Origin of the sequence: Paenibacillus sp. FSL H7-0918 (assembly GCF_038007025.1) — a bacterium.
GTDB classification, from domain to species: Bacteria; Bacillota; Bacilli; order Paenibacillales; family Paenibacillaceae; genus Paenibacillus_AQ; species Paenibacillus_AQ odorifer.
The window spans coordinates 72,723-94,447 of record NZ_JBBOWJ010000002.1 but is presented as its reverse complement, the minus strand read 5'-3'; the positions used below and the strand labels follow the sequence as shown (position 1 = coordinate 94,447).

The 21,725-nt window shown below is 43.8% G+C and carries 18 protein-coding genes; 15 read left to right on the top strand and 3 right to left on the bottom strand.

All coding sequences use genetic code 11. The features are described 5' to 3' along the window. Positions 1–208: 208 nt before the first annotated feature. From MHI15_RS14490 to glnA, 6 genes are all read left to right on the top strand, one after another. Complete coding sequence (locus tag MHI15_RS14490; protein WP_076126421.1) at positions 209–1,882, top strand: S1C family serine protease; 1,674 nt, start codon at positions 209–211, stop codon at positions 1,880–1,882. Positions 1,883–1,987: 105 nt separating this feature from the next. After that, a complete protein-coding gene (locus MHI15_RS14485) occupies positions 1,988–2,677 on the top strand; it encodes a response regulator transcription factor (RefSeq protein WP_076126423.1) in 690 nt (229 codons plus the stop codon). A 1-nt stretch (position 2,678) separates the two neighbouring features. Next, positions 2,679–4,145 carry a sensor histidine kinase gene (locus MHI15_RS14480; protein WP_341088754.1) on the top strand — a complete coding sequence of 489 codons (1,467 nt, stop codon included), beginning with the start codon at positions 2,679–2,681 and terminating at the stop codon, positions 4,143–4,145. Between the two features lie 59 nt (positions 4,146–4,204). Next, the gene (locus tag MHI15_RS14475; protein ID WP_076126427.1) at positions 4,205–5,161 is read left to right on the top strand and encodes a 4-hydroxy-3-methylbut-2-enyl diphosphate reductase; all 957 of its coding nucleotides are present in this window, start codon (positions 4,205–4,207) and stop codon (positions 5,159–5,161) included. A gap of 263 nt (positions 5,162–5,424) precedes the next feature. Next, positions 5,425–6,471 carry a 3-deoxy-7-phosphoheptulonate synthase gene (gene aroF / locus MHI15_RS14470; protein WP_076126429.1) on the top strand — a complete coding sequence of 349 codons (1,047 nt, stop codon included), beginning with the start codon at positions 5,425–5,427 and terminating at the stop codon, positions 6,469–6,471. A 283-nt stretch (positions 6,472–6,754) separates the two neighbouring features. Next, positions 6,755–8,179 (top strand): type I glutamate--ammonia ligase, encoded by a 1,425-nt coding sequence (gene glnA / locus MHI15_RS14465; RefSeq protein WP_036684454.1) that lies wholly within the window; start codon positions 6,755–6,757, stop codon positions 8,177–8,179. A gap of 136 nt (positions 8,180–8,315) precedes the next feature. Here the strand turns inward: glnA and MHI15_RS14460 are convergent, their stop codons facing one another. Beyond that, positions 8,316–9,350: a LacI family DNA-binding transcriptional regulator gene (locus tag MHI15_RS14460; RefSeq protein WP_076101584.1), complete on the bottom strand. Its 1,035-nt coding sequence runs from the start codon at positions 9,348–9,350 to the stop codon at positions 8,316–8,318. Between the two features lie 376 nt (positions 9,351–9,726). Between MHI15_RS14460 and MHI15_RS14455 the strand changes: the two genes are divergently transcribed. From MHI15_RS14455 to MHI15_RS14420, 8 genes are all read left to right on the top strand, one after another. Continuing rightward, a complete protein-coding gene (locus tag MHI15_RS14455; RefSeq protein WP_076126433.1) occupies positions 9,727–11,097 on the top strand; it encodes an ABC transporter substrate-binding protein in 1,371 nt (456 codons plus the stop codon). A 127-nt stretch (positions 11,098–11,224) separates the two neighbouring features. Then, positions 11,225–12,118, top strand: a complete 894-nt coding sequence (locus MHI15_RS14450; protein WP_076126435.1) for a carbohydrate ABC transporter permease — start codon at positions 11,225–11,227, stop codon at positions 12,116–12,118. Then, entirely contained in the window at positions 12,118–12,954 is an 837-nt protein-coding gene (locus MHI15_RS14445) for a carbohydrate ABC transporter permease (protein ID WP_341164538.1), read from the top strand. The genes MHI15_RS14450 and MHI15_RS14445 overlap by 1 nt, the downstream gene beginning before the upstream one ends. Before the next feature lie 29 nt (positions 12,955–12,983). Then, on the top strand, positions 12,984–15,722 hold the full coding sequence (locus MHI15_RS14440; RefSeq protein ID WP_076192810.1) for a GH36-type glycosyl hydrolase domain-containing protein: 2,739 nt from the start codon (positions 12,984–12,986) through the stop codon (positions 15,720–15,722). A 111-nt stretch (positions 15,723–15,833) separates the two neighbouring features. Beyond that, entirely contained in the window at positions 15,834–16,721 is an 888-nt protein-coding gene (locus MHI15_RS14435; protein ID WP_341164537.1) for a hypothetical protein, read from the top strand. A gap of 106 nt (positions 16,722–16,827) precedes the next feature. After that, positions 16,828–17,916, top strand: coding sequence for a 3-phosphoserine/phosphohydroxythreonine transaminase (serC, locus tag MHI15_RS14430; RefSeq protein ID WP_036684441.1), 1,089 nt, complete (start codon positions 16,828–16,830; stop codon positions 17,914–17,916). Between the two features lie 124 nt (positions 17,917–18,040). Continuing rightward, entirely contained in the window at positions 18,041–18,505 is a 465-nt protein-coding gene (trmL, locus tag MHI15_RS14425) for a tRNA (uridine(34)/cytosine(34)/5-carboxymethylaminomethyluridine(34)-2'-O)-methyltransferase TrmL (protein ID WP_076218323.1), read from the top strand. A gap of 126 nt (positions 18,506–18,631) precedes the next feature. Continuing rightward, positions 18,632–18,886 (top strand): AbrB/MazE/SpoVT family DNA-binding domain-containing protein, encoded by a 255-nt coding sequence (locus MHI15_RS14420; RefSeq protein WP_036684437.1) that lies wholly within the window; start codon positions 18,632–18,634, stop codon positions 18,884–18,886. 347 nt (positions 18,887–19,233) lie between these two features. Here the strand turns inward: MHI15_RS14420 and MHI15_RS14415 are convergent, their stop codons facing one another. Further along, a complete protein-coding gene (locus tag MHI15_RS14415) occupies positions 19,234–20,298 on the bottom strand; it encodes a phosphodiester glycosidase family protein (protein ID WP_139331019.1) in 1,065 nt (354 codons plus the stop codon). Further along, on the bottom strand, positions 20,295–20,702 hold the full coding sequence (locus MHI15_RS14410) for a hypothetical protein (RefSeq protein ID WP_036684435.1): 408 nt from the start codon (positions 20,700–20,702) through the stop codon (positions 20,295–20,297). The genes MHI15_RS14415 and MHI15_RS14410 overlap by 4 nt, the downstream gene beginning before the upstream one ends. Positions 20,703–20,986: 284 nt before the next feature. Here MHI15_RS14410 and MHI15_RS14405 point away from each other — a divergent pair, with 284 nt between their 5' ends. Continuing rightward, the gene (locus MHI15_RS14405) at positions 20,987–21,643 is read left to right on the top strand and encodes a response regulator transcription factor (RefSeq protein ID WP_036684433.1); all 657 of its coding nucleotides are present in this window, start codon (positions 20,987–20,989) and stop codon (positions 21,641–21,643) included. Positions 21,644–21,725 lie beyond the last annotated feature (82 nt).

Below are 21,725 nucleotides of genomic sequence, written 5' to 3'. Positions count from 1 at the left end.
TGAAATGGTTTTAGAAGCTCGGGCCGCGATGTTTTTCGCGCCCGAGCTTCTTTTTTTACTTTCCTGCCTAATCTCCTCCCATTTGCCTATATCTTTTATCTGCGCTTAAATTGTTTTTAATGTGACCTTAAGGTTTAAAGTACAAAATAAGAACATGAAAACAAATTAATCCTTGTCACGGCGACAGGAAGCAGGAGGAAAGATAAACATGGACGATAACAAAAACAACTTCAATCGCGACAATGGACCAGCACCAGATCGGGAATGGGACAATAATAACAATAGCAGCAATAATAATAATTCATCTGAAGCAGGATCATCATCATACTACTATTCTTACGGACCTTTTAAATCTTTGAACAAAGATGAGAATAACGCTGACGGCGGCGCACAGCACTACAATCGGATGGAGCCAGAACGTGTCGAGGTTACACCTCCACAGCCTGTAAAGCCATTACCTTATAACACATCGCTTCGCACCACTGGCTATGATGGCAATGGTGGTGGCCGCGGAGGAAATGGCGGTGGCGGTTCTGAAGGTGGCGGTGGCTGGCAATATAATAAAAAACCAAAAAGCTCGTTAAAAACAGTGCTGGTATCATTCCTAGCCGGTATGGTCGTTCTCTCGGGCTCAATGTATATGGCAGACAGAGGTAACTGGTTTACGGGAGATACAGCTACAACGGTTGCTAGCTCCGGAACGAATGGAACGGCGAAGACAACGGGCGAGAGTGCAGGTGTTGCGCCTTCTACTTCTACTACATCCTTGGTGACTGGATCTCGTGATGTGACAGGTGTTGTTGATGCGGTGGGACCAGCAGTTGTTAAGATTGAGACACTAGTTAAATCTAATTCGCGTAATGGAAGCTCATCCAGCCCGAATCTGAGTGATCCCTTCTCACAATTTTTCTTCGGGGATCAATACAGTGGAAATGGTTCTTCCCAAAATGAACAGGATTCCAAATCAGGATCGGATTCTTCATCACAGCTTATCCCTTATGGAATTGGAACAGGCTTCATTTATGAGAAATCCGGCTATATTTTGACCAACCAGCACGTAATTGACAATGCCGATGTAATCCAAGTCACCGTGGATGGCGTAACCAAGCCTTATGAAGCGAAGCTGCTAGGTTCTAGCAAAGATCTGGATTTGGCTGTGCTTAAAATTGAAGGAGATAGTGATTTCCCTACAGTAGCACTGGGAGATTCGGATAGCATAAAGGTAGGTTCAGAAGTGGTTGCTATCGGTAACCCGCAAGGCTTCGACCATACTGTAACTTCCGGTGTTCTTAGTGCAAAAGGACGCAGTATTGATATTAACGAAGAAGATGGCAGTGGAACACGTAATTACAAAAACCTGCTGCAAACCGACGCTTCTATCAACCCGGGTAACTCAGGTGGGCCGTTGCTCAACATGAATGGGCAGGTAATTGGGATGAACGTAGCCGTCAGCACGGATTCTCAAGGTATTGGTTTCGCAATCGCTGTGAATACGATTAAAGAAGTCGTAGATAAACTGGAAGCCAACCAAGCCATTCCGAAAGAGCCAGTACCTTTCATTGGTGCAACTCTTATGACGATTACAGATGAGGTTGCTAAGCAAATGGGTACGGATATTAAAGAAGGTTCTGTGGTTGCAGATATCATCTATAAATCCCCAGCGTATACCGCTGACCTGCGCCCTTACGATATCATTACCGGTGCGAATGGAACGAAGTATGCAACCAACCAAGATCTGATTACTTTCATTCAAACGTTAAAAGTTGGTGACAAAGTAACATTAAATGTTGTGCGCGACGGTAAAACCATGGATCTCTCAGTTACCATCGGTAACAAAAATGATTTTGATACAACGACTACACAACAAAGTCAGCAGCAATAATACCGGACGGTAAGTCACACGGAAGGGGCGACCCTTCCGTTTTTGTCTAATTGTGATGTAAACTGCTACAATATATAAAAAGAACTGAACAATGGGGGCTGCTTGATGCGACCGAATATTCTAATTATTGATGATGACGAAAAGATTATTTCTATGCTGCGTAGAGGTTTAGCTTTTGAAGGTTACGATGTGAAAACAGCGGTGAATGGAGCGGATGGATTACGGGCAATCTTGAGCAGTGATCCGGATGTGGTAATTTTGGATGTAATGATGCCTCAGGTGGATGGCTTTGAAGTATGTCGCCGCTTGCGGGAAGGGGGCAGTAATGTTCCTGTTCTCATGCTTACCGCGAAGGATGAAATTGAGCACCGTGTAAAAGGGCTTGATCTGGGTGCGGACGATTATCTGGTTAAACCTTTCGCGCTGGAAGAACTGCTTGCACGTGTACGTGCGCTGCTTCGGCGTAAGAGTGAGCAAAACGAAGGTGGAGAGCAAGCGGTTTCTTATGAAGATATTACGCTGGATGTGGATTCACGTGAGGTTACCCGCGCCGGTAAAAGACTGGAGCTAACAGCAAAGGAATTTGAGCTGCTTCATCTTTTTATGCAAAATCCGAAACGTGTGCTTTCTCGGGATCTGATCATGGATAAAATATGGGGTTATGATTATAGCGGTGAATCTAATGTGCTTGAGGTATACATAGCTATGCTACGTCAAAAGACGGAGGAGCATGGCGGTAAACGCCTCATTCAAACGATCCGGGGTGCCGGTTACATTCTAAGAGGTGACAACTAACATGTCTATAAGATTGCGGCTGACTGCTTGGTATTCAGGGATTTTGGCCGTTATGCTGCTGGCCTTATCAGCCGCAATTTACGGTTTTGTTTATTTTAATACTTATGGGGACTTGAAGGATCGTATACAAAAACAGGGTGAGCAGCTTGTAACCAATCTCAATCCTAACTGGGCGTATGACGGTTCATTGCAAAGTGTGAGCATAAACCCCTTCTTCGGCAACAAACTGGAGGAAGCTAATATTCTGGTGCAAACCTATATCTATAATAATGAGAACCTGCAAAAGTCAGAGAACTTGCATTATCTAGATATCCAATTCGAAGTACCGAAACTGGAAGATATTGATAAAGCTCACGGGTTCAAACAGACTACGCTTGGCGGATATCATTTGATGGTTTATCAGATACCGATATATGACTTGAATAAGAGTCCTGTGGCCCTTCTGCAGGTGGCAACACCGTCAAATTCGGAAGACAAGCTCTTGGAGCGTTTAAAAAATATACTACTCGTAGGTTCTTTTGCTACCCTGATCGCGGCATTTACCTTCGGCTTGTTCCTTGCGCGCAAATCCATGAGTCCAATCGGCAAAGTAATTGAAGCTGCGAATGGGATTCAGACGGGGAATGATTTAAGCTCGCGGATTGAATACGATGGGCCGCCAGACGAGATAGGAAGACTTATTGAGACCGTTAACAGTATGCTTGGGCGTATGGAAGGATTCTACACAGAGCTGGAGGATTCGTATGCGGCTCAGCGCCGTTTCGTTTCAGATGCTTCACACGAGCTTCGGACACCGCTCACTACGATCCGCGGAAATATTGATCTGCTGCAAAAGGTTTGGGAGATGGAACCCGGAGAAGGGAAGATGAGTGAAGCTGAGATTCGCCAGCTATCGCTTGAATCGGTGCAGGATATCGCAGACGAGTCTAAGCGTATGAGCCGCTTGGTAGCGGATATGCTCTCGCTCGCGCGTGCGGATACTGGACGTACTTTTGATATAGAGCCCGTGGCACTGGAACCGATGATGAATGAGATTGCGCGCCGCGCCTCTTTCCTGCCCCGTCAAGCCGAGTGGGTTACAGGTGATATGTCAGTCTTAAATGGCAAATATATAGTTGGGAATAAAGATTATCTACAGCAAATGCTCTTTATTTTTATTGATAATGCTTTTAAGTACACGCCTTCAGGCATCGTGAGTTTGGATACCCTCTTCTATCAGAATCAGATTGGCATTCGGATCACTGATACAGGGATTGGTATGGATAAAGATGAGGTTCCATATATCTTTGACCGTTTCTATCGTGCAGATGAATCGCGTGGAATTACTGAAGGGATTGGGCTTGGCTTATCCATTGCTAAGTGGATTATTGACGAGCATGGTGGATCTGTGGAGGTTGTTACACGCCAAGGCGAGGGTACCACTTTTGTCATATGGTTGCCGCTTCTCTTTGCTCCGCCGCTGGAATAGGGTATAATTTAGAAGTGTCCTATTACAGAGGTCAATGAAAGCAGAAAGCTGGTGAACTCATGGAAGTCATTAAAATCTCTCCCCGGGGATATTGTTACGGAGTTGTCGATGCAATGGTTATGGCACGGCAGGCTGCGCAAAATCTCGATCTTCCCCGGCCGATTTATATACTGGGTATGATTGTTCATAACAGTCATGTCACGAATTCGTTCGAAGATGATGGCATTATTACTTTGGACGGACATAATCGTCTGGATATTCTGGATAAAGTGGATAGTGGGACTGTCATATTCACTGCACACGGGGTTTCTCCTGAGGTACGCAAGATGGCTAGGGACAAGGGTCTAACTACGGTCGACGCTACCTGTCCTGATGTCACGAAGACCCATGATCTTATTCAGGAAAAAGTAGATGACGGTTATGAGGTCATTTATATCGGCAAAAAAGGCCATCCGGAACCGGAGGGTGCTGTGGGTATTGCCCCTGAGCATGTGCATCTGATTGAAAAAGAAGATGAGATTGCTACGTTATCCATCTCTTCTTCACGTATTGTCATTACGAATCAGACTACTATGAGCCAGTGGGATATTAAACACATCATGAAAAAGCTTCTAGAGACCTTCCCAGGTGCTGAAGTGCATAATGAGATATGTATGGCTACCCAAGTACGTCAAGAGGCTGTGGCGGAACAAGCGGGGCAATGTGATCTGGTGATTGTTGTCGGTGATCCGCGAAGCAACAACTCCAATCGTCTGGCACAGGTGTCGGAAGAAATCGCTGGGGTTCCTGCCCATCGTATTTCTGATGTGTCTGAACTCCAAACAGAATGGCTAGAGGGTGTAAATATCGTCGGGGTCACTTCTGGCGCGTCCACACCTACACCTATCACCAAAGAAGTGATTAACTACTTAGATCAGTATGATTCGGCTAATCCGGAGACGTGGGAGATCAAACGTACAGTGAATATGGCGAAGCTGCTGCCACCGGTTAAGAATAAGAGTGCAAGTACTACTTAATGTAATGGGCTAGGCTCGAACTTATATATTATGAACGCTGCAACAAGAGCGCTTAACTTCGTCAGTCGAGGTTAAGTGCTCTTTTTTATCGAAAGAACGCTTCCGGCATAGGAATTAGAATATAGATTGACTATAATCGTTTTTTGAGGTAAAATTGCTTTAGTGATTAAAAGCATAAAAGCTTAAAAGCGAACACGCGTCGTAGCGCGATAGTACTTAGCGGAATTATTATAAATTTTAAATGTAGAGAGGGAGTTATAAATATGATCGTCATTACATCAAATCAAACACCGGAAGAGCAGGTTAAAGATATAATTGCCGTAATCGAAAAAGAAGGTTTGCAGGTGCATCTCTCCAGAGGAGCAGATCACACGGTGATAGGTTTAGTGGGAGGCGTCACTCCTAAGCTCGCCGAGCATTTGCGGCAAATGAAGGGTGTAGAGAACGTCGTGAAGATCTCCAAATCCTACAAGCTGGCCAGCCGGGATTTCCATCCTGAGGATACGATTATTGATATCAAGGGTGTGAAGATTGGTGGAGAAAACCTGGTGATCATGGGCGGACCTTGCGCCGTTGAGTCTCCAGAGCAGATTGATGAGATCGCCCGGCTTGTTAAAGCGTCTGGTGCTCAGGTACTTCGTGGAGGCGCGTTTAAGCCCCGTACAGGACCGTACAGCTTCCAAGGCGTAGGTGTGGAAGGTTTGACTATGATGGCTGAAGCAGGAAAGCGTCATGGGCTGTTGACCATTACAGAGGTTATGACACCAGAGTATGTTGATATCTGTGCGGAGCATGCGGATATTCTGCAGGTGGGTACACGGAATATGCAGAACTTTGATTTGCTGCGCAAGCTGGGGACCTGTGGCAGACCTGTTCTTCTAAAACGTGGCTTCAGTGCGACCTACGATGAGTTGCTCAATGCAGCGGAGTACATTTTGGCAGGCGGTAATAAGGATGTAATGCTCTGTGAGCGCGGGATTCGCACATTTGAGACCTACACTCGTAACACGCTGGATCTATCGGCTATTCCTGTGCTACAAAGCTTAAGCCATCTTCCAGTAATCTCTGATCCAAGTCACGGAACCGGTCGTCGTGAGTTAGTTGAGCCTATGGCCAAAGCTTCTGTTGCTGCTGGCGCAAATGGTCTAATTATTGAAATGCACACAGATCCGGACAATTCCATGACAGGTGATGGTGTTCAATCGTTATTTCCTGATCAGTTTGATAACCTGCTTAAGGATCTGGAAAAGCTGGCTCCAATTGTTGGACGTAAGTTTTCAACTTCGCCAGAAGCGGTTTCGGTCCTATAAAATTTAATCTAATAGCTTCCTCGGAAGCCCTCTTAACCCGCGAGCTAGTGGGAAAAGAGGGTTTTTTTGGAGTTGGATAAAATAAATGTGACATGGAAATATGCGAAAATAACAGATTTCACGAAAGCGTTAGAATATCTTACATTGCTGAAAGAAATACCTGACATAAGCATTGACGATGTTAGGTATGAGATTTATAATTACGACAGCAAAAAAAATTAAAACAAGAACATTTGCATACTGTGAGCGGCCTAATGTTCGGAACTTGGGGGAGGAAAAATTCATGTCGGTTGAAAAAGTGTTGCAAACAATTAAAGAGAACAATATCGAGTGGGTAGATTTTCGATTCGTAGATTTAGGTGGTCGTGCCCACCACATCTCTCTGCCAGCTTCTGAAGTGGAAGATGAAACTTTTGTAAATGGGGTAGCATTCGACGGTTCTTCCATCAAAGGTTTCCGTGGTATTGAAGAATCAGACATGGTTATGATGCCTGATCCGAATAGTGTATTCATAGATCCGTTTACAGCTCATCCAACGCTGAACGTGATGTGCGACATTTTCACTCCTGATGGCGAACGTTATGAGCGCGATCCTCGCGGTATTGCTGTGAAAGCAGAAGAATTCCTGCAAAAAAGCGGAGTAGGTACATCTGCATTCTTCGCGCCTGAATCAGAATTCTTTATCTTTGACGATGTTCGTTACGAAAGTGGCATGAACAGATCCTCATTCTTCGTAGATTCTGAAGAAGCGGCTTGGAATACGGGTCGTAAAGAAGAGGGCGGCAACTTGGCATTTAAAGTTGGTGTTAAAGGCGGATATGTTCCTGTAGCACCAGTTGACTCCCAACAGGATATCCGCAGTGAAATGTGCCGTCTGCTCGCTGAAGTTGGACTACGCATTGAACGTCATCACCATGAAGTAGCCACTGCAGGTCAAGCGGAAATTAACTTCCGTTTTGATACCTTGAAGAAAACTGCTGATAATCTCATGACTTATAAATATATTGTACAAAACACTGCACGTCAGTATGGCAAGGTAGCAACCTTCATGCCAAAACCGCTGTTCGGTGATAACGGTAGCGGAATGCACGTGCATCAATCCATCTTTGACGGAGACACTCCTTTGTTCTACGAAAAAGGCGCTTATGCTAACCTGAGCGAAATGGCTCTTCATTATATCGGTGGTATTTTGTACCATGCACCAGCATTGATCGCTTTGACTAACCCAAGCACCAACTCCTTTAAACGTCTGGTTCCTGGCTACGAAGCACCGGTTAACTTGGTTTACTCCAAAGGAAATCGTTCTGCAGCAGTTCGTATCCCGGTAGCAGCTGTGACACCAAAAGGCTGTCGTATCGAATTCCGCACACCGGATTCCACAGCTAACCCTTACTTGGCATTCTCCGCAATGCTGATGGCAGGCCTGGACGGAATCAAGAACAAGATTAACCCGCAAGAACTGGGTTATGGTCCTCTGGATAAGAACATCTATGAATTGTCTGATGCAGATAAAGAAAAAATCCGCAGCGTTCCAGGCAGCCTGAGCGAAGCGCTTGATTCTTTGGAAGCTGATTACGAGTTCCTAACAGAAGGCGACGTATTTACTAAGGACTTCATCGATAACTATATTGCTCTGAAACGTTCTGAAGCACAAGAGGTTGCCATTCGTGTTCATCCACATGAATACGCCTTGTACTTCGATCTATAAGATTCCTGCTATTATAATCTTTATAATAAAAGAAGCTGTCTCAAAAGTAGTGAATTCTACTTGGGGCAGCTTCTTTTTTATGAATCAGGAAAAGTAATGGATTTTACTGTGCCCTATGACTATATGCTAAGAAAGACTACACTAGCCCCCGTTCAGGAGCGCCGCAGGACTCTCTAATGATAAGCTCGGGCTCCACGCTGAAAGAACTCGTGCCGGATTGGTTGTTTATTAGATCATATAGCATTAGCGCTGCTAGGCGGCCGATCTTATCTTTATTTTGGCGGATGGTAGTCAATAGGGGTGTTGTATAATTGCAGGCCTCGATATCATCACAGCCAATAATTGCGACAGTTTCAGGAACGGCGATAGAAGCCTCTTTAAGGGCACGCATCGCCCCTATAGCAAGCTGATCGGACGCCGCGAAGATCGCTCTAGGTAAATTTCCATTCTCAATCATTCTACGCATCGTCTCATACCCGCTGGCCTCAAAGAAGTTACTTCCGTTTAAGAACCAATTCTCGTTAATAGGCAGTCCTAAATCTTCAAGAGCTTTGCGATAACCACTTTCGCGCATATTGGAGATGTCTGAATCTGAGGAACTGCCGATATAGCCAAGCTCTCGATAGCCCAGTAAGTAAAAGTGTTCCACCACTTTGGAGGACATTTTGAAATTATCCGACATGATAAAACCAGAGTTGTCACCGGTCAGCTTTAAATCTACGCCGATACACGGAATTGCACTGTTGTCTAATTCGCTGATAGAGGTTTCTAGCTCCTGTCCGGATAGAAGCACACACCCATCTACATTAAAATGCTGGCAACGGGCAAGATAATCGTTAGTATCGCCACTTTGGAATTTTTCATTGGAAAAAAAGATAAGGTCGTAACCTAGTAGTCCCATTTGTTTTTTGAATGAATTTAGCACCTCGATGAAAAAAGGGTGGGTAAAGTCGACATTCAGCATTCCGGCAAAAATCACTCCGATTAGATTGGATGATTTCGTAGCCAATGTTTTAGCTGAATTGGAGGGGGTATATCCAGTTTCTTTTATAATTTGTTGAACCCTTGTCTTGGTATCTTCCGAAATATCACTGTAGTTATTAATGATTTTGGATACTGTCGAAACAGAAACTCCAGCAATTTTCGCTATATCTTTGATGCTGTAGGCCAAATTAAGTCCCCCTTATAGTGAAAAATCTTCCGTAATATATGTTTAAAATCTACTCAAGGCTATTTTTTATGACTTGAATTTATGATTTACGAAATAGTTTCGTTACTTATTTTATAGTTCAATAAGATTATAGTCAATGGAATGTTTACTCCTAAACTAGGATTATGCTTGGTTTTAAAGGCTTTTTTGAATATTTGGTTCAAAAAACGTTCAAAAACGAACAAAGAAAAAAGACTTTACAAAGACAAATAACGATGTAATAATAAAAACACCGAAACCGCTTTCTGTGATATCGTCCTTACTGTTTCGTGATTTTCAGAAATTAGCATGTGGTTTCGTTAAAAGGGTCATAACAAATTATCTGGGGGGTAACAAAATGGTAAAGAAGCTTTCTGCGGTATTGTTGAGCTCAGCGCTAGTGCTCTCATTAGCAGCATGTGGAAACAGCAATAACAACGCGAATGGTGAGGCTACTCCGGGCAGCGGAACAAACAAGCCTGCATCTGGTGATAAGAAAGTGATTAAGATCTTACACTGGAAACAAGAGAATATTAACAAGGTCATTACAGAAATTAATAAAAAGTTTGAAGAAAAATATCCGGAATACAAAGTGGAGTACACAACCACGGGTCCGGATGATGAATTCAAACAAGCACAAAGAGCAAGAATTACTGCTGGTGACGTAGATGTTCTTGCCGATCTATCCGGTATGAGATTGTCCCCGAAAGATTGGACACCAGGTGCGAAAGTGCCAGACTGGCAACAATGGATTGATTCCGGACTGATTGCTGATCTGAGCAACGAAGCTTTCGTTAAAAACTACAATGCGAATGATATTGCTAAAGCCGGCACTTATAAAGATAAAGTGTATGCAATCCCAACCGGTAAAGTAGCAATGTCAGGATTCTTCTATAATAAAGAAATTTTTGAACAAAACGGTCTGACTGTACCTACAACTTGGACAGAGTTCATTAGTGTTCTAGATACATTGAAAGCTAAGAGTATTGTTCCAATCGTAGTGGCTGGTAAAGACGTATGGCCATTGAAACTGCCAGTGTTCGGTTTGCAAGCTAAGATTCTGGGTGGCGGCAACCAACAACAATGGATTGAGGGCGTTTGGAAGGGAACTTCGGCATTTAACGATGCTGAGGCTGTAGAAGTATTGGAGAAAATGAAGACGCTTCAAGATAACTACATCATCGACGGTTTCTTGGGTATCGACTATGCAACAGCACCTTCGTTTTTCGCAACAGGAAAAGCAGCTATGATTGCTGACGGAACTTGGGATGCTCCTACGATCGCGGCAGCAAATCCAGATGTGAAATTTGGTTACTTCCCAATCCCAGCTACAGAAGATGCTGCTAAGAATAATTCTCTTGTCGGTAAATACGATGTAACTTGGTATGCAGCAGAAAAAGGCCCGAACAAAGAAGGCGCTTTGAAATGGCTGGAATTCTTCTCTGAACCAGAAAACTACACAGAATATGTTAAAGCAGCAGGATTCTTGCCTACACAAGACAATATTGCCACTGAAAGTGATTTTATTGACAAAGAACTTGCTCCATACATGACTGGAGATTTCGAACTTGCTTATGAAATTATGATGATTAACCGTGACAACGTTGGTGAACACATTGCAGCTGAAGGCGTTCACACTGAGTATTTGGCACCAGGCGGCGAGTTTAAAACCGCTAAAGAGCTTGCAGACGTACAACAAAAAGAATGGGAAGCAGCAGCACCTAAATAAGTAGCTATCCCAATAAATAAAAAAGAATCTACAACATACTGTACACCAAACATGTTTTACAGCTTCGGGGTCTGTTTTGTGCAGGCCCCGATCATTTTATTGAATTAGGATTGGGTAGGTGAGAGAAATGTATCCGTTCGGGAAAGGTTTTAAACGATATATACCGCTTCTGCTGCTAATGATTCCATTATCATTGTATGTAATTTTCTATTTTGGCCCATCTATGATGACGGTCATCTATTCATTTACAGATATCACTAACGTTCCTGGAAGCAAGATGAGTTTCGTAGGCCTTGACAATTATTATGATGTATTTTACTCAGGAAATTCAGGCGAGCGTTGGGATTCCATTATACGTACTATTTATTTCATGGTCATTGTAACCATTGTACAGAACGGTGTCGGTCTGCTTATGGCCGTAGTTATCAATCAGAAGCTGAAAGGTGATTATTTCTATCGCGCGGTATTCTTTTTACCGGTTGTGCTTGGTGTGGCGGTAGTTGCACTGGTATGGGGCATGATGTTCGATCCGCTGAGTGGTCCGGTTAACCAACTGTATGATTCTTTGTTCGGTTATAAAGATATGTTCTTTGGAAGCTTCACTCATGCGTTCGGTTATATTATATTTACGCAAATTTGGATGTATATGGGATATTCGATGTTGATTTTCCTTGCGGGACTACAATCCGTACCGAAAGATTTGTATGAGGCTGGATATATAGACGGAACTACGAAGTGGCAATCTTTTAAAAATATCACATTCCCACTTATCGCTCCATCCTTTACGATTAACATTATTTTGTCTATTATCGGTGCGATGTCCACCTTTGATATTATTCTCGCAACTACGGACGGTCGCTTTAACACAAGAACGATGGCATATGACGTTTATAAAGAGACGTTCCGTGGTTCTCTACAGATGGGACTTCCTTCCGCGCTTTCCGTGGTTCAGTTCCTTATGATTCTGGTGTTTGTAGTATTTGCAGTGAAACAAATGCGTAAGAGAGAGGTGGAATATTAATGAAGGATTCCAAAACCGCCAAAACTCTCTCTTATATTCTGATTGCAGTGTTGCTTGTTTTGTATATCATGCCGTTGTTATTTGTAATCAATATTTCATTCAAGTCCTTTACAGAATATCTGTTAGATCCTATCGGTCTCGTAAAAAGTATTCAATGGGATAATTATAAAGAAGCTTGGCTACAGGGTAATTTCTCTAATTATTTCATAAACAGTCTGCTGTATACAGCCGTAGCAACAGTGCTGACCCTAATTGTTTCGTTATTCGGGGCCTTCCCGGTGGCGAGAAATTATGTGAAGTGGAGCGGGTTTATTTATTTGTTCTTCTTGATGTCTCAGTTCCTGCCGAATCCAATGGTCGCACAGTTCAAGCTGATGCTTACCATGAAACAGGAGCTAGGATTTGTAGGTTATGACACGAAGCTGGGTTACATTCTCCTTAAAACAGGCGGAACGGGTATCGTGTTCATGATGTTTGTAGGTTACATCAAAGGAATTAGCCGGGAGATGGATGAAGCAGCAGGTATGGATGGCGCTGGATATATGCGTTATTTGTTCCAGATCATCATGCCACTTATGAAACCAGTAATTGCTACAGGTGTTATTCTAACAGCAATTAGTATCTGGAATGACTTCGTGGGGCCGGTCATGTATTTACCGAGTCCAGAAAACTATCCAATCACCTTCGGGCTTAAAGAATTCCGCGGTCAATACGGAAACAACTGGCCTATGTTGGCGTGCGGGATCATGATCGTATCTGCACCGCTTATCATCCTATACACCTTCATTCAAAAGTATATCGTTGACGGTGCATTGGCAGGTGCGGTTAAAGCTTAAGTAGTTGTGTAAATGAGAGGATGGAGAGAATGGATCGTAATAAAATTCATGGCTTCGAATTCACCGGAAATGATGGGGAATTCAGGCTTCAGCAACCGGATCGCAGCAGTTTTCTATATTTCCCTCTAGTGAATGAAGGGGGAATGATGTCGACAGTAACTCCAAAACTTCATGGTCAGGTTACCACAGGTCATAATTCATTTTTAACACCGCCATTATCTGTTGAAGATTTGCATAATTCGCGGGCTTCCCGCAACTTCTGGGTATACGTAGACGGCAAGGGAGCTTGGTCGGCAGTGGGGAACTCCGCTAAGCAAAATGCCGATTTTTATACATCGTCTACTGATGAAGCAGTACTAGAGGCTGGTTTCTTGTGGCAACGCGTAACGCGTTGTAACGCAGAGATGGGTGTTAAAGCAGAAATCACCAGCTTTGTGCCAAGTGGTAATGATAAAGTCGAATTAATGAAGGTTACGTTGACCAATACAGCAGCAGAGGCTATTACGCTGACACCGACAGCGGTAGTTCCGATTTACGCGCGTTCGGCGGATGATCTGCGCGATCATAGACATGTAACCTCCTTGCTTAACCGGATTTATACTTCACCCTATGGTGTTGAGGTTCAGCCTGCGCTCTCCTTTGATGAGCGGGGACACCGCATCAATCACACTTCTTATGGAGTATTTGGTGCAGAGGGTGACGGCAGTCAACCTGCGGGGTTCTTTCCGGTGCAGGAGGAGTTCATTGGAGAAGGTGGAAGCCTGGATTGGCCAGAAGCTGTTATCCTGAACAACACGCCGGAGATTGGCAAGGGCGGAGGCGTACAAAGAGAGGGATATGAGGCTATCGGGGGTCTTCGTTACGAGACGCTTACTCTGTCTCCTGGTGACAGCCATTCTTATATAGTAGTTATGGCGATCCATAATGAGAGAATTGACGTGGATGCTTTGATGAACAAATATGGTACATCTGAAGCTTTTGATCATTTGCTTGAGGAGACTAAGGCCTTCTGGGCAGATAAAGTGAATATGGTAGAATTTCATACCGGTGATTCAGATGCTGACCAATGGATGAAATGGGTTACGATTCAACCCGTGCTGAGAAGACTTTATGGTAACTCCTTCTTGCCTTATCATGATTATGGAAGAGGCGGACGTGGCTGGCGGGATCTTTGGCAGGATTGTCTAGCACTCCTTATTATGGAACCGGCTGAAGTACGGAGCTTACTGCTGAACAACTACGCTGGGGTAAGAATAGATGGTAGTAATGCCACTATTATCGGTCAACAGCCTGGTGAATTTATTGCCGACCGTAACAACATCCCGCGGGTGTGGATGGATCATGGGGCTTGGCCGTTCTTAACTACTATGTTATATCTGGATCAGAGTGGTGATCTTGATTTCTTATTGCAGGAACAGACGTATTTCCGCGATACCTTTATGAGTCGCTGTAAGGAACGTGATACTTCATGGGATACCTCGCTAGGAAGTGATCTCAGAACAACTTCTGGTGAGGTTTATAAAGGTACGATTCTGGAACATATCCTGCTGCAAAATCTGGTTCCGTTCTTTAATGTTGGAGAGCACAATAATATCCTGCTGGAGGGTGCAGACTGGAATGATGGTCTTGATATGGGCGCAGACCGGGGTGAGAGTGTAGCTTTCACAGCATTCTACGCAAGTAACTTATTGGATATTTCTCGTGTGCTGCGTACGCTAAAGACTTCTAAAGGGCAAGAGACAGTTGAATTGGCAGAAGAAATGAAACTATTGCTAGATTCGCTTGGTGAGCAAGTGGATTATGAATCTGTATCAGGCAAGCATGAAAGACTTAATCAATATTATGCTGCCGCTCCGAACAAAGTTAGCGGTATTCGTGCAGCACTCGACATAGAGACAGTAGCGGACGATCTGGAACAAAAAGCAGAGTGGATCTTTAATCACTTGCGCCGCAATGAGTGGGTGGAAAGTGAACAAGGTGGAGGCTGGTTTAACGGTTATTATAATAATGATGGAGAACAAGTGGAAGGGGAATTCGCAGAAGGCGTTCGAATGACGCTTACAGGTCAAGTATTCCCGCTGATGGGTCATGCAGCTGCGCCAGAGCAAATTCCGCATATCATTGCCGCCGTGGATCGTAATCTACTGGATGACAAAATTGGGTACAGACTTAATTCCCGTTTTGGAGGCATCCAGCAGAATCTGGGTCGCGCCTTTGGCTTTGCCTTTGGACATAAAGAGAACGGTGCTATGTTCAGTCACATGACCATCATGTATGGCAATGCGTTGTATAAACGCGGATATGTGAAAGAAGGACATAAAGTATTAGAATCTCTGTATAGCTTAAGTACTGACTTTGCAAAAGCCCGCATATACCCAGGAATTCCTGAGTATATTAACGAGCAAGGCAGAGGGATGTATACGTATTTAACAGGATCAGCAAGCTGGCTGCTGTTAACTATGGTTACTGAAGTATTTGGTGTAAAAGGTAAGCTAGGTGATCTTTTGTTGGAACCGAAGCTTGTTAAAGAGCAGTTTGATTCCGAGGGAAAGGCCTCTATTAAGACAATCTTCGCGGATCGCGAGTTTGAAGTGGTCTATAAAGCCACAGGAAGCTTAAACTACGGGGAGTACCAAATACACGCTGTTACCCTGAATGGCAGCGAGGTGACGCTGCAGCGCGGCTCAGGAAGTGCGATTATTCCGCGTGAAGAGTTGCTCTCTCTGCAGACAGAGAAATGCCACTTGATTGAAGTGACATTGGCGTAGCTTTATACGATATTTTAAGACGTCTGCACCGTTATTCATAGCGGCTGCAGACGTTTTTTTCAATAATGAATATTTATTCATTGTAACAATGAACGAAAGGGCGCGTTAGGTATGGGTTACAGACTGTCAAATGGCATATTAACTGTCGATATCGCTGATATCGGAGAGTATAAGGGCACTCGTTTTGACTGGACAGGATTTATTACACAGGTGACATTAGAAGAGGGGAAACATACGTTTTGTGTGCCGGAAAGCTTGAAGCCAGACGAAGGAACTGGGGGCAAGGGGCTTTGTAATGAGTTTGGCATTTCCCGGGCAATTGGATATGATGAAGCACCAATCGGAGGCTGGTTTCCAAAAATCGGAGTCGGATTGTTACAAAAAGGAAATTCCCCATTATACAGTTTCAATGAGGAGTTCCCCTTAACCTCTTTTAGTAAGGATATCGAAGCAGGGAATGATGCGGTCACCTATACGATCCACCCAATGGAAAGCAACGGATATGCTGTGCAGCTAACCAAAACGATTTCTTTACAGGGGGATCAATTAATAATTGCATATGAACTGCATAACAAAGGGCAAAAGCCTTTCCATACGGAGGAATATATTCACAACTTCATCGGAATCGACGGGTTGAATATTGGGCAGGATTTCGAACTGCGTCTTCCGAGGGAAGTCAAGGTAGTAGAACCAGAATCCTCCTATACGAAAGAATTGCTAGAGGTATCCGGGAATACCCTTACTTGGTCAAAGGAACCGGATAAACCCTTTTATTGCAAGTTGAGCGGTTGGGAAGGTGAGGAAAATGAGTTCACCTGGGAGTTGGTTCATAAGCCTAGTGGAACAGGCGTGCGAGAGAGTGGGGACTTTCCAGTAGAACGTATGGCCCTGTGGGGAGAAGGTCATGTAGTCTCTCCTGAAGTATTTGTGAACATTAGTCTTTTACCGCGTCAAAGCAAGAGCTGGCGCCGATCTTACCGGTTTTTCACTGCGAAATGAGTACCGTCTTAACCTTTTATGTGAATAATTATACTTGCTGGTGCGGGAGAATATTGCTATCATAACCATATCCATATTGATAGGAGAGAAAGGGTGGGGAGCAGTTTTGAATAAGAGAGCATACAATTTTAATGCCGGACCGGCAGCATTGCCGCTTACGGTACTGGAACGCGCACAAGCGGAGTTTGTTGATTTCCGGGAAAGTGGAATGTCTATCATGGAGATGTCGCACCGTGGTGCAATTTACGAATCCGTGCATAACGAAGCGCAGGAACGTCTGCTTTCGCTCCTCGGCAATCCGAAGGGCTATAAGGTATTGTTCGTACAAGGCGGAGCAAGCACGCAGTTTGCAATGATCCCTATGAACTTGATTTCCGAAGGCCAAGTAGGTAGCTATGTAATGACAGGTAGCTGGGCAGATAAAGCTTATAAAGAAGCCAAATTGGTAGGAGGGGCTCATGTTGCTGCTTCTTCCGAAGATAAGAAATTCTTGGCTATACCTGAATTAAGTTCGATCAAAGCTGCGGAGAATGCTGCTTACCTTCATGTTACTTCCAACGAGACCATTGAAGGAACGCAATATGCAGAATTTCCGGATGCAGGCTCGATTCCGTTAATCGCGGATATGTCTAGTGATATACTTTGCCGTCCAATCGATGTGAACCAATTCGGAATGATCTATGCCGGAGCACAAAAGAACCTTGGACCTTCAGGCGTGACTGTAGTTATCGCGAAAGAAGAATTGCTTGCAGAATCACCTTCTAACATTCCTACTATCATGCGTTACAGCACTCATTATAAGAATAACTCTCTTTACAATACACCTCCATCTTTCTCTGTATATATGGTGAACGAAGTATTAAAATGGATTGAGGAGCAAGGCGGCTTAGCTGGCATCCATTCCAAGAACCTTGAAAAATCGGGTCTGTTATATGATCACATCGATGGAAGTGACGGTTTCTACCGTGGTGTTGCAGAACAAGGCAGCCGCTCTATTATGAACGTTACTTTCCGGATGCAATCAGAAGAACTCGAAAAGCAGTTTGTCAAAGCTGCTGAACTGGAAGGTTTTGTCGGCTTAAAGGGTCACCGCAGTGTTGGGGGCTTGCGTGCTTCCATCTACAATGCAGTTCCTTACGAAAGTGTAAAAGCACTATCCGATTTCATGAACCATTTCCGGCAAACTCAAGGTTAATGAATTCTATCTATAACCTTCCGCCTTCTTGGTGGAAGGTTTTCAGTTTGTTTGGAGAAGCTATGGTTAGGCACTAGAGTAAAACATCTGGCTATTAAGCCTTTAGAGAGGAAGGAACCATATAATGGCACTCCATATCGTATTAGTCGAGCCGGAAATTCCGGCCAATACTGGCAACATTGCGCGTACTTGCGCCGCTACCGGCACTCATCTTCACTTGGTTCGTCCACTCGGATTCCGTACAGACGATGCTACATTAAAAAGAGCAGGATTAGACTATTGGCATGCTGTTACTATTGAATATCACGACTCCTTTGCTGAGGTTTTGGAGAAATATAGCGAGGGGCGTTTCTTTTACGCAACGACGAAAGCAGAGAAAAGATACAGCGACTTTAAGTTCCAAGATGGCGATTTTTTTGTTTTTGGCAAGGAAACGAAGGGGCTTTCTGCAGAGATTCTAGAAGCAGGTAAAGAAACAAAAATGCGCATGCCAATGAGTGATGCTGTGAGATCTCTGAATTTATCCAATTCGGCAGCAATTATTGTGTACGAGGCGCTTCGACAATTGGATTTCCCTAATCTTATTTAAAAAAAGACAAATTTTTTATTTTTTTCAGCAGGATTCGACAATTAGGTAACGAAATATATTGAAAGAGCCGAAATAAGTAGTAGCTACTAAATAATTTTTCTTGAACAGGAGAGGTGTACGTTAGTTATGAAACCTGCTGGTGTAGTTCGCAAAGTGGATCAGTTGGGTAGAATTGTTCTGCCTAAGTCCCTGCGTAAAAGGTATCAGATGAATGAAGGCGACCCGGTTGAAATTTTGGTACAGGGTGACCATATCATCTTGGAGCGTTACCGTCCAAAATGTGTTTTCTGTGGATCGATGGATGGTGTAAGCGAATATAAAGATCGTTATATTTGTTCTGCATGCCTTTCGGAAATGACTCAATTGCCAAGACATGCCTAAGAAGTACATATTTTGAATTTTGACAGCCAAGAGCTTATAAAAAAACTGTCCTCTTCGTAGAACTCTTCTACTTGGGGGGCAGTTTTTTTATGTATACAAAAAATGCCCCCGCACCAAGTGGCTGCAGGGACATATCGGCTTTATAGGCCTTTTGTTTTGTCGTCGTTGTAAGATGAGGTAAGGATGCCGACCGTAAATAACACAAATACGAACATTACGATCCAAAAGGTTAATGAGAACGACATACTGGCACCTCCAATAGCGAATGTATTCGTTATCAAGATTATAACCTGCAATTTAATAAAAATAAACGCAAATGTGATATGTTACATAGACAATTTACTATATTATTTAAAAAACAGAAAATTCGTTGGCACAGCTCTTAGATTTCCATCGGATGGTTTATTGATAACTCTTCCGTTAAAGATCAATGAGGAAGATCCACCACCATCTAAATTATAAGCATCTACGAGACCCATATTCGATAATTTGTTCTGAATCTCCTCCAGCTGTGCACCAGAGCTGCCATACTCATTATATCCATCCGCTACAAAAAGCAGGATCTGATCATCTTTATATTTGCCGATCACGGTACGTGGTGCCCGATTAGGGGATGTTTTCCACTTTTCGGGTATGGGTGTTTTGATGTTGTTTTTAAGGAGGACAGGCACAAAGGTGGCGCCGAATACCGGATCTAGCTGATCTAATTGTGCGCGACTGTAGAATTTCCCGCCGATTAATTGCCCGGATTTGTTCAGCCCAACAAAACTTAGGTCCTTGTACGTCGGCTCAAAACCGTATAAATACTTTCCATCCACTACAGTTGTGCTTAAGGGATAACGTTTTCCGGATTGATCTGCAAAGCCGCCCGCATTAATACCAGCAATTGCACCATTACGCTGTACGGCATGCATAGTAGTTTCCGCACCGGAGGCTGTCTCCGCCAAGCTCATCTTCATAGCGGTCGGGTCCTTCAATTTGATTTTCAACGCATAAGCTTTGTAGTTTCCTGGATTCAATCGATATAACTCAACTCTTATACGGTCGCTAGTAACGATCTCTGAAGGTATACCAAGCTTGGCTGAAATCCTGCGGTTATAGATCAGTTCAGGCCGGGTCGCCTGAGTCTGTGCTGTTTCGACCAGCTTATTCATCGTAGTGGTAGTCTCTTTATATAGCTTGGCACTAGCGCTGACAGCATCAATGGTGTAAGCTGCGGAGGCCTCTGCCAGCGTCAGCTCTTTTTTTAAGGAAGCTGTTTCATTCACTGGCCCAGCGCTTGGTGTGAATTGTCCTACATCAAGGTCTAGCTGTAGCGGTGGTCGATACCACGACATACAAATAACCAAGCCTATGAACGGTGCAGTTAGAAGCATGAAGAAGCGGTTTACTCTTTTGACTGGCGTCATCATTTGATCAGATCCATTTCTTTCTTCAAAGCTTCTAACTGTTTGCTTACCTCACTCAATTGCGTATATAGCTTGTTGCTGTTATCTGTCTTGGCACTAGCATTATCTTTAGTGAAGGTTAATAGTTCGTTAAAGCTTTGCACTGTATTCTGCAATTCCTTCACTTCTTCAGAGAGAACGGCAATTTTTGCTTCATAGTCGGTCTTCAAAACGGTAAGCTGCTGCTGGCTCTGAGTACTAAGTTCGGTAAGCACCTGTTGCTTCAGATGGTTCGTGTAGCTGTATACAGCATATACGCCGAGTCCGATCATCATAATCCAGAACAGTAAAAACCATTTTACGGAAGGGCCGTTTCTCGCAGTAGTAGAGCGCGAGCGTACCGGAGACGTTTCCGCTAGCGGTTGCATTTTATCACCTCGGGTTGGTCTTTTTTTCAAGTCCCCATTCTATCAGACTTTGACAAGATTCGCAAAAATGTAAGAGAGTATGAAAACTAGAAAAAGTAATTGCATCCTATTAAACTACTGCGATACAATTTCTATAGATTGGAATTCTGATAGACGTACACAAGGTAACCAGCTAGAGATTATACAGACAAGTCATCATACAGCCTTGCTTGCGTTTTAACCGGAAACGCTGCGGCGCTTTCCTTTCTAGATGATTATATATAGAGCAGGGGGTCAGGGCATTAATGATGAAGGTTTGGCAGGTGGTCATTGTGGGGTGTCATCCTACAAGTATGCTGGGGACAAAATTGATTTTGGAAGAGGAAGAGGGGCTTAAGGTTCTGGGAATGTATTCCACTTGGGACGAAGGCGCTACCATCGTAAGGGAAAAAAATCCCGAGCTAGTGCTAGTAGATTATCATATGCCTGAGGGGAATATTGAGAGTGTGCTGTTAAATATGAAAAAAAGCTCACCAAACTCACATTTTGTCGTGATGACAGACGAAGACGGGCGAGAACTGCTTCAGCCCCTCGTAGAACTAGGAGCCAGCGGGATATTCTCGAAGGGAGCTTCTCCCCGTCAGCTTTTACAGCTGATCCTGGGTTTACGGGAGGGTTTTCTTTCAATGCCCTTGGAATGGATTGAAAAAGGAGCTTGGCCGATTTCGACATTTAAAGGATTAGATGATGTTTTGCAACTGACGGAGACAGAGATGTTTATCATGGAGCGAATCGTTCAAGGGATTACCTACGATAAAATTGCGCTTGAAATTGCGGTAAGCCGCCGGTCCATTGATAATTATTTGCGCAAAATCTATGTAAAGCTAGATGTTTCGACCCGGGCACAAGCGATTGAGAAATTCGCGCTCTTCTCAAGACAAAACAGGCAAATCTACGCCTAACCCACGCTTTACGACATAATGACGTATGGGGTGGAATATTCTTGGAGTAGAAGTAAGAATATCATGTTGAATGGGTAACCAT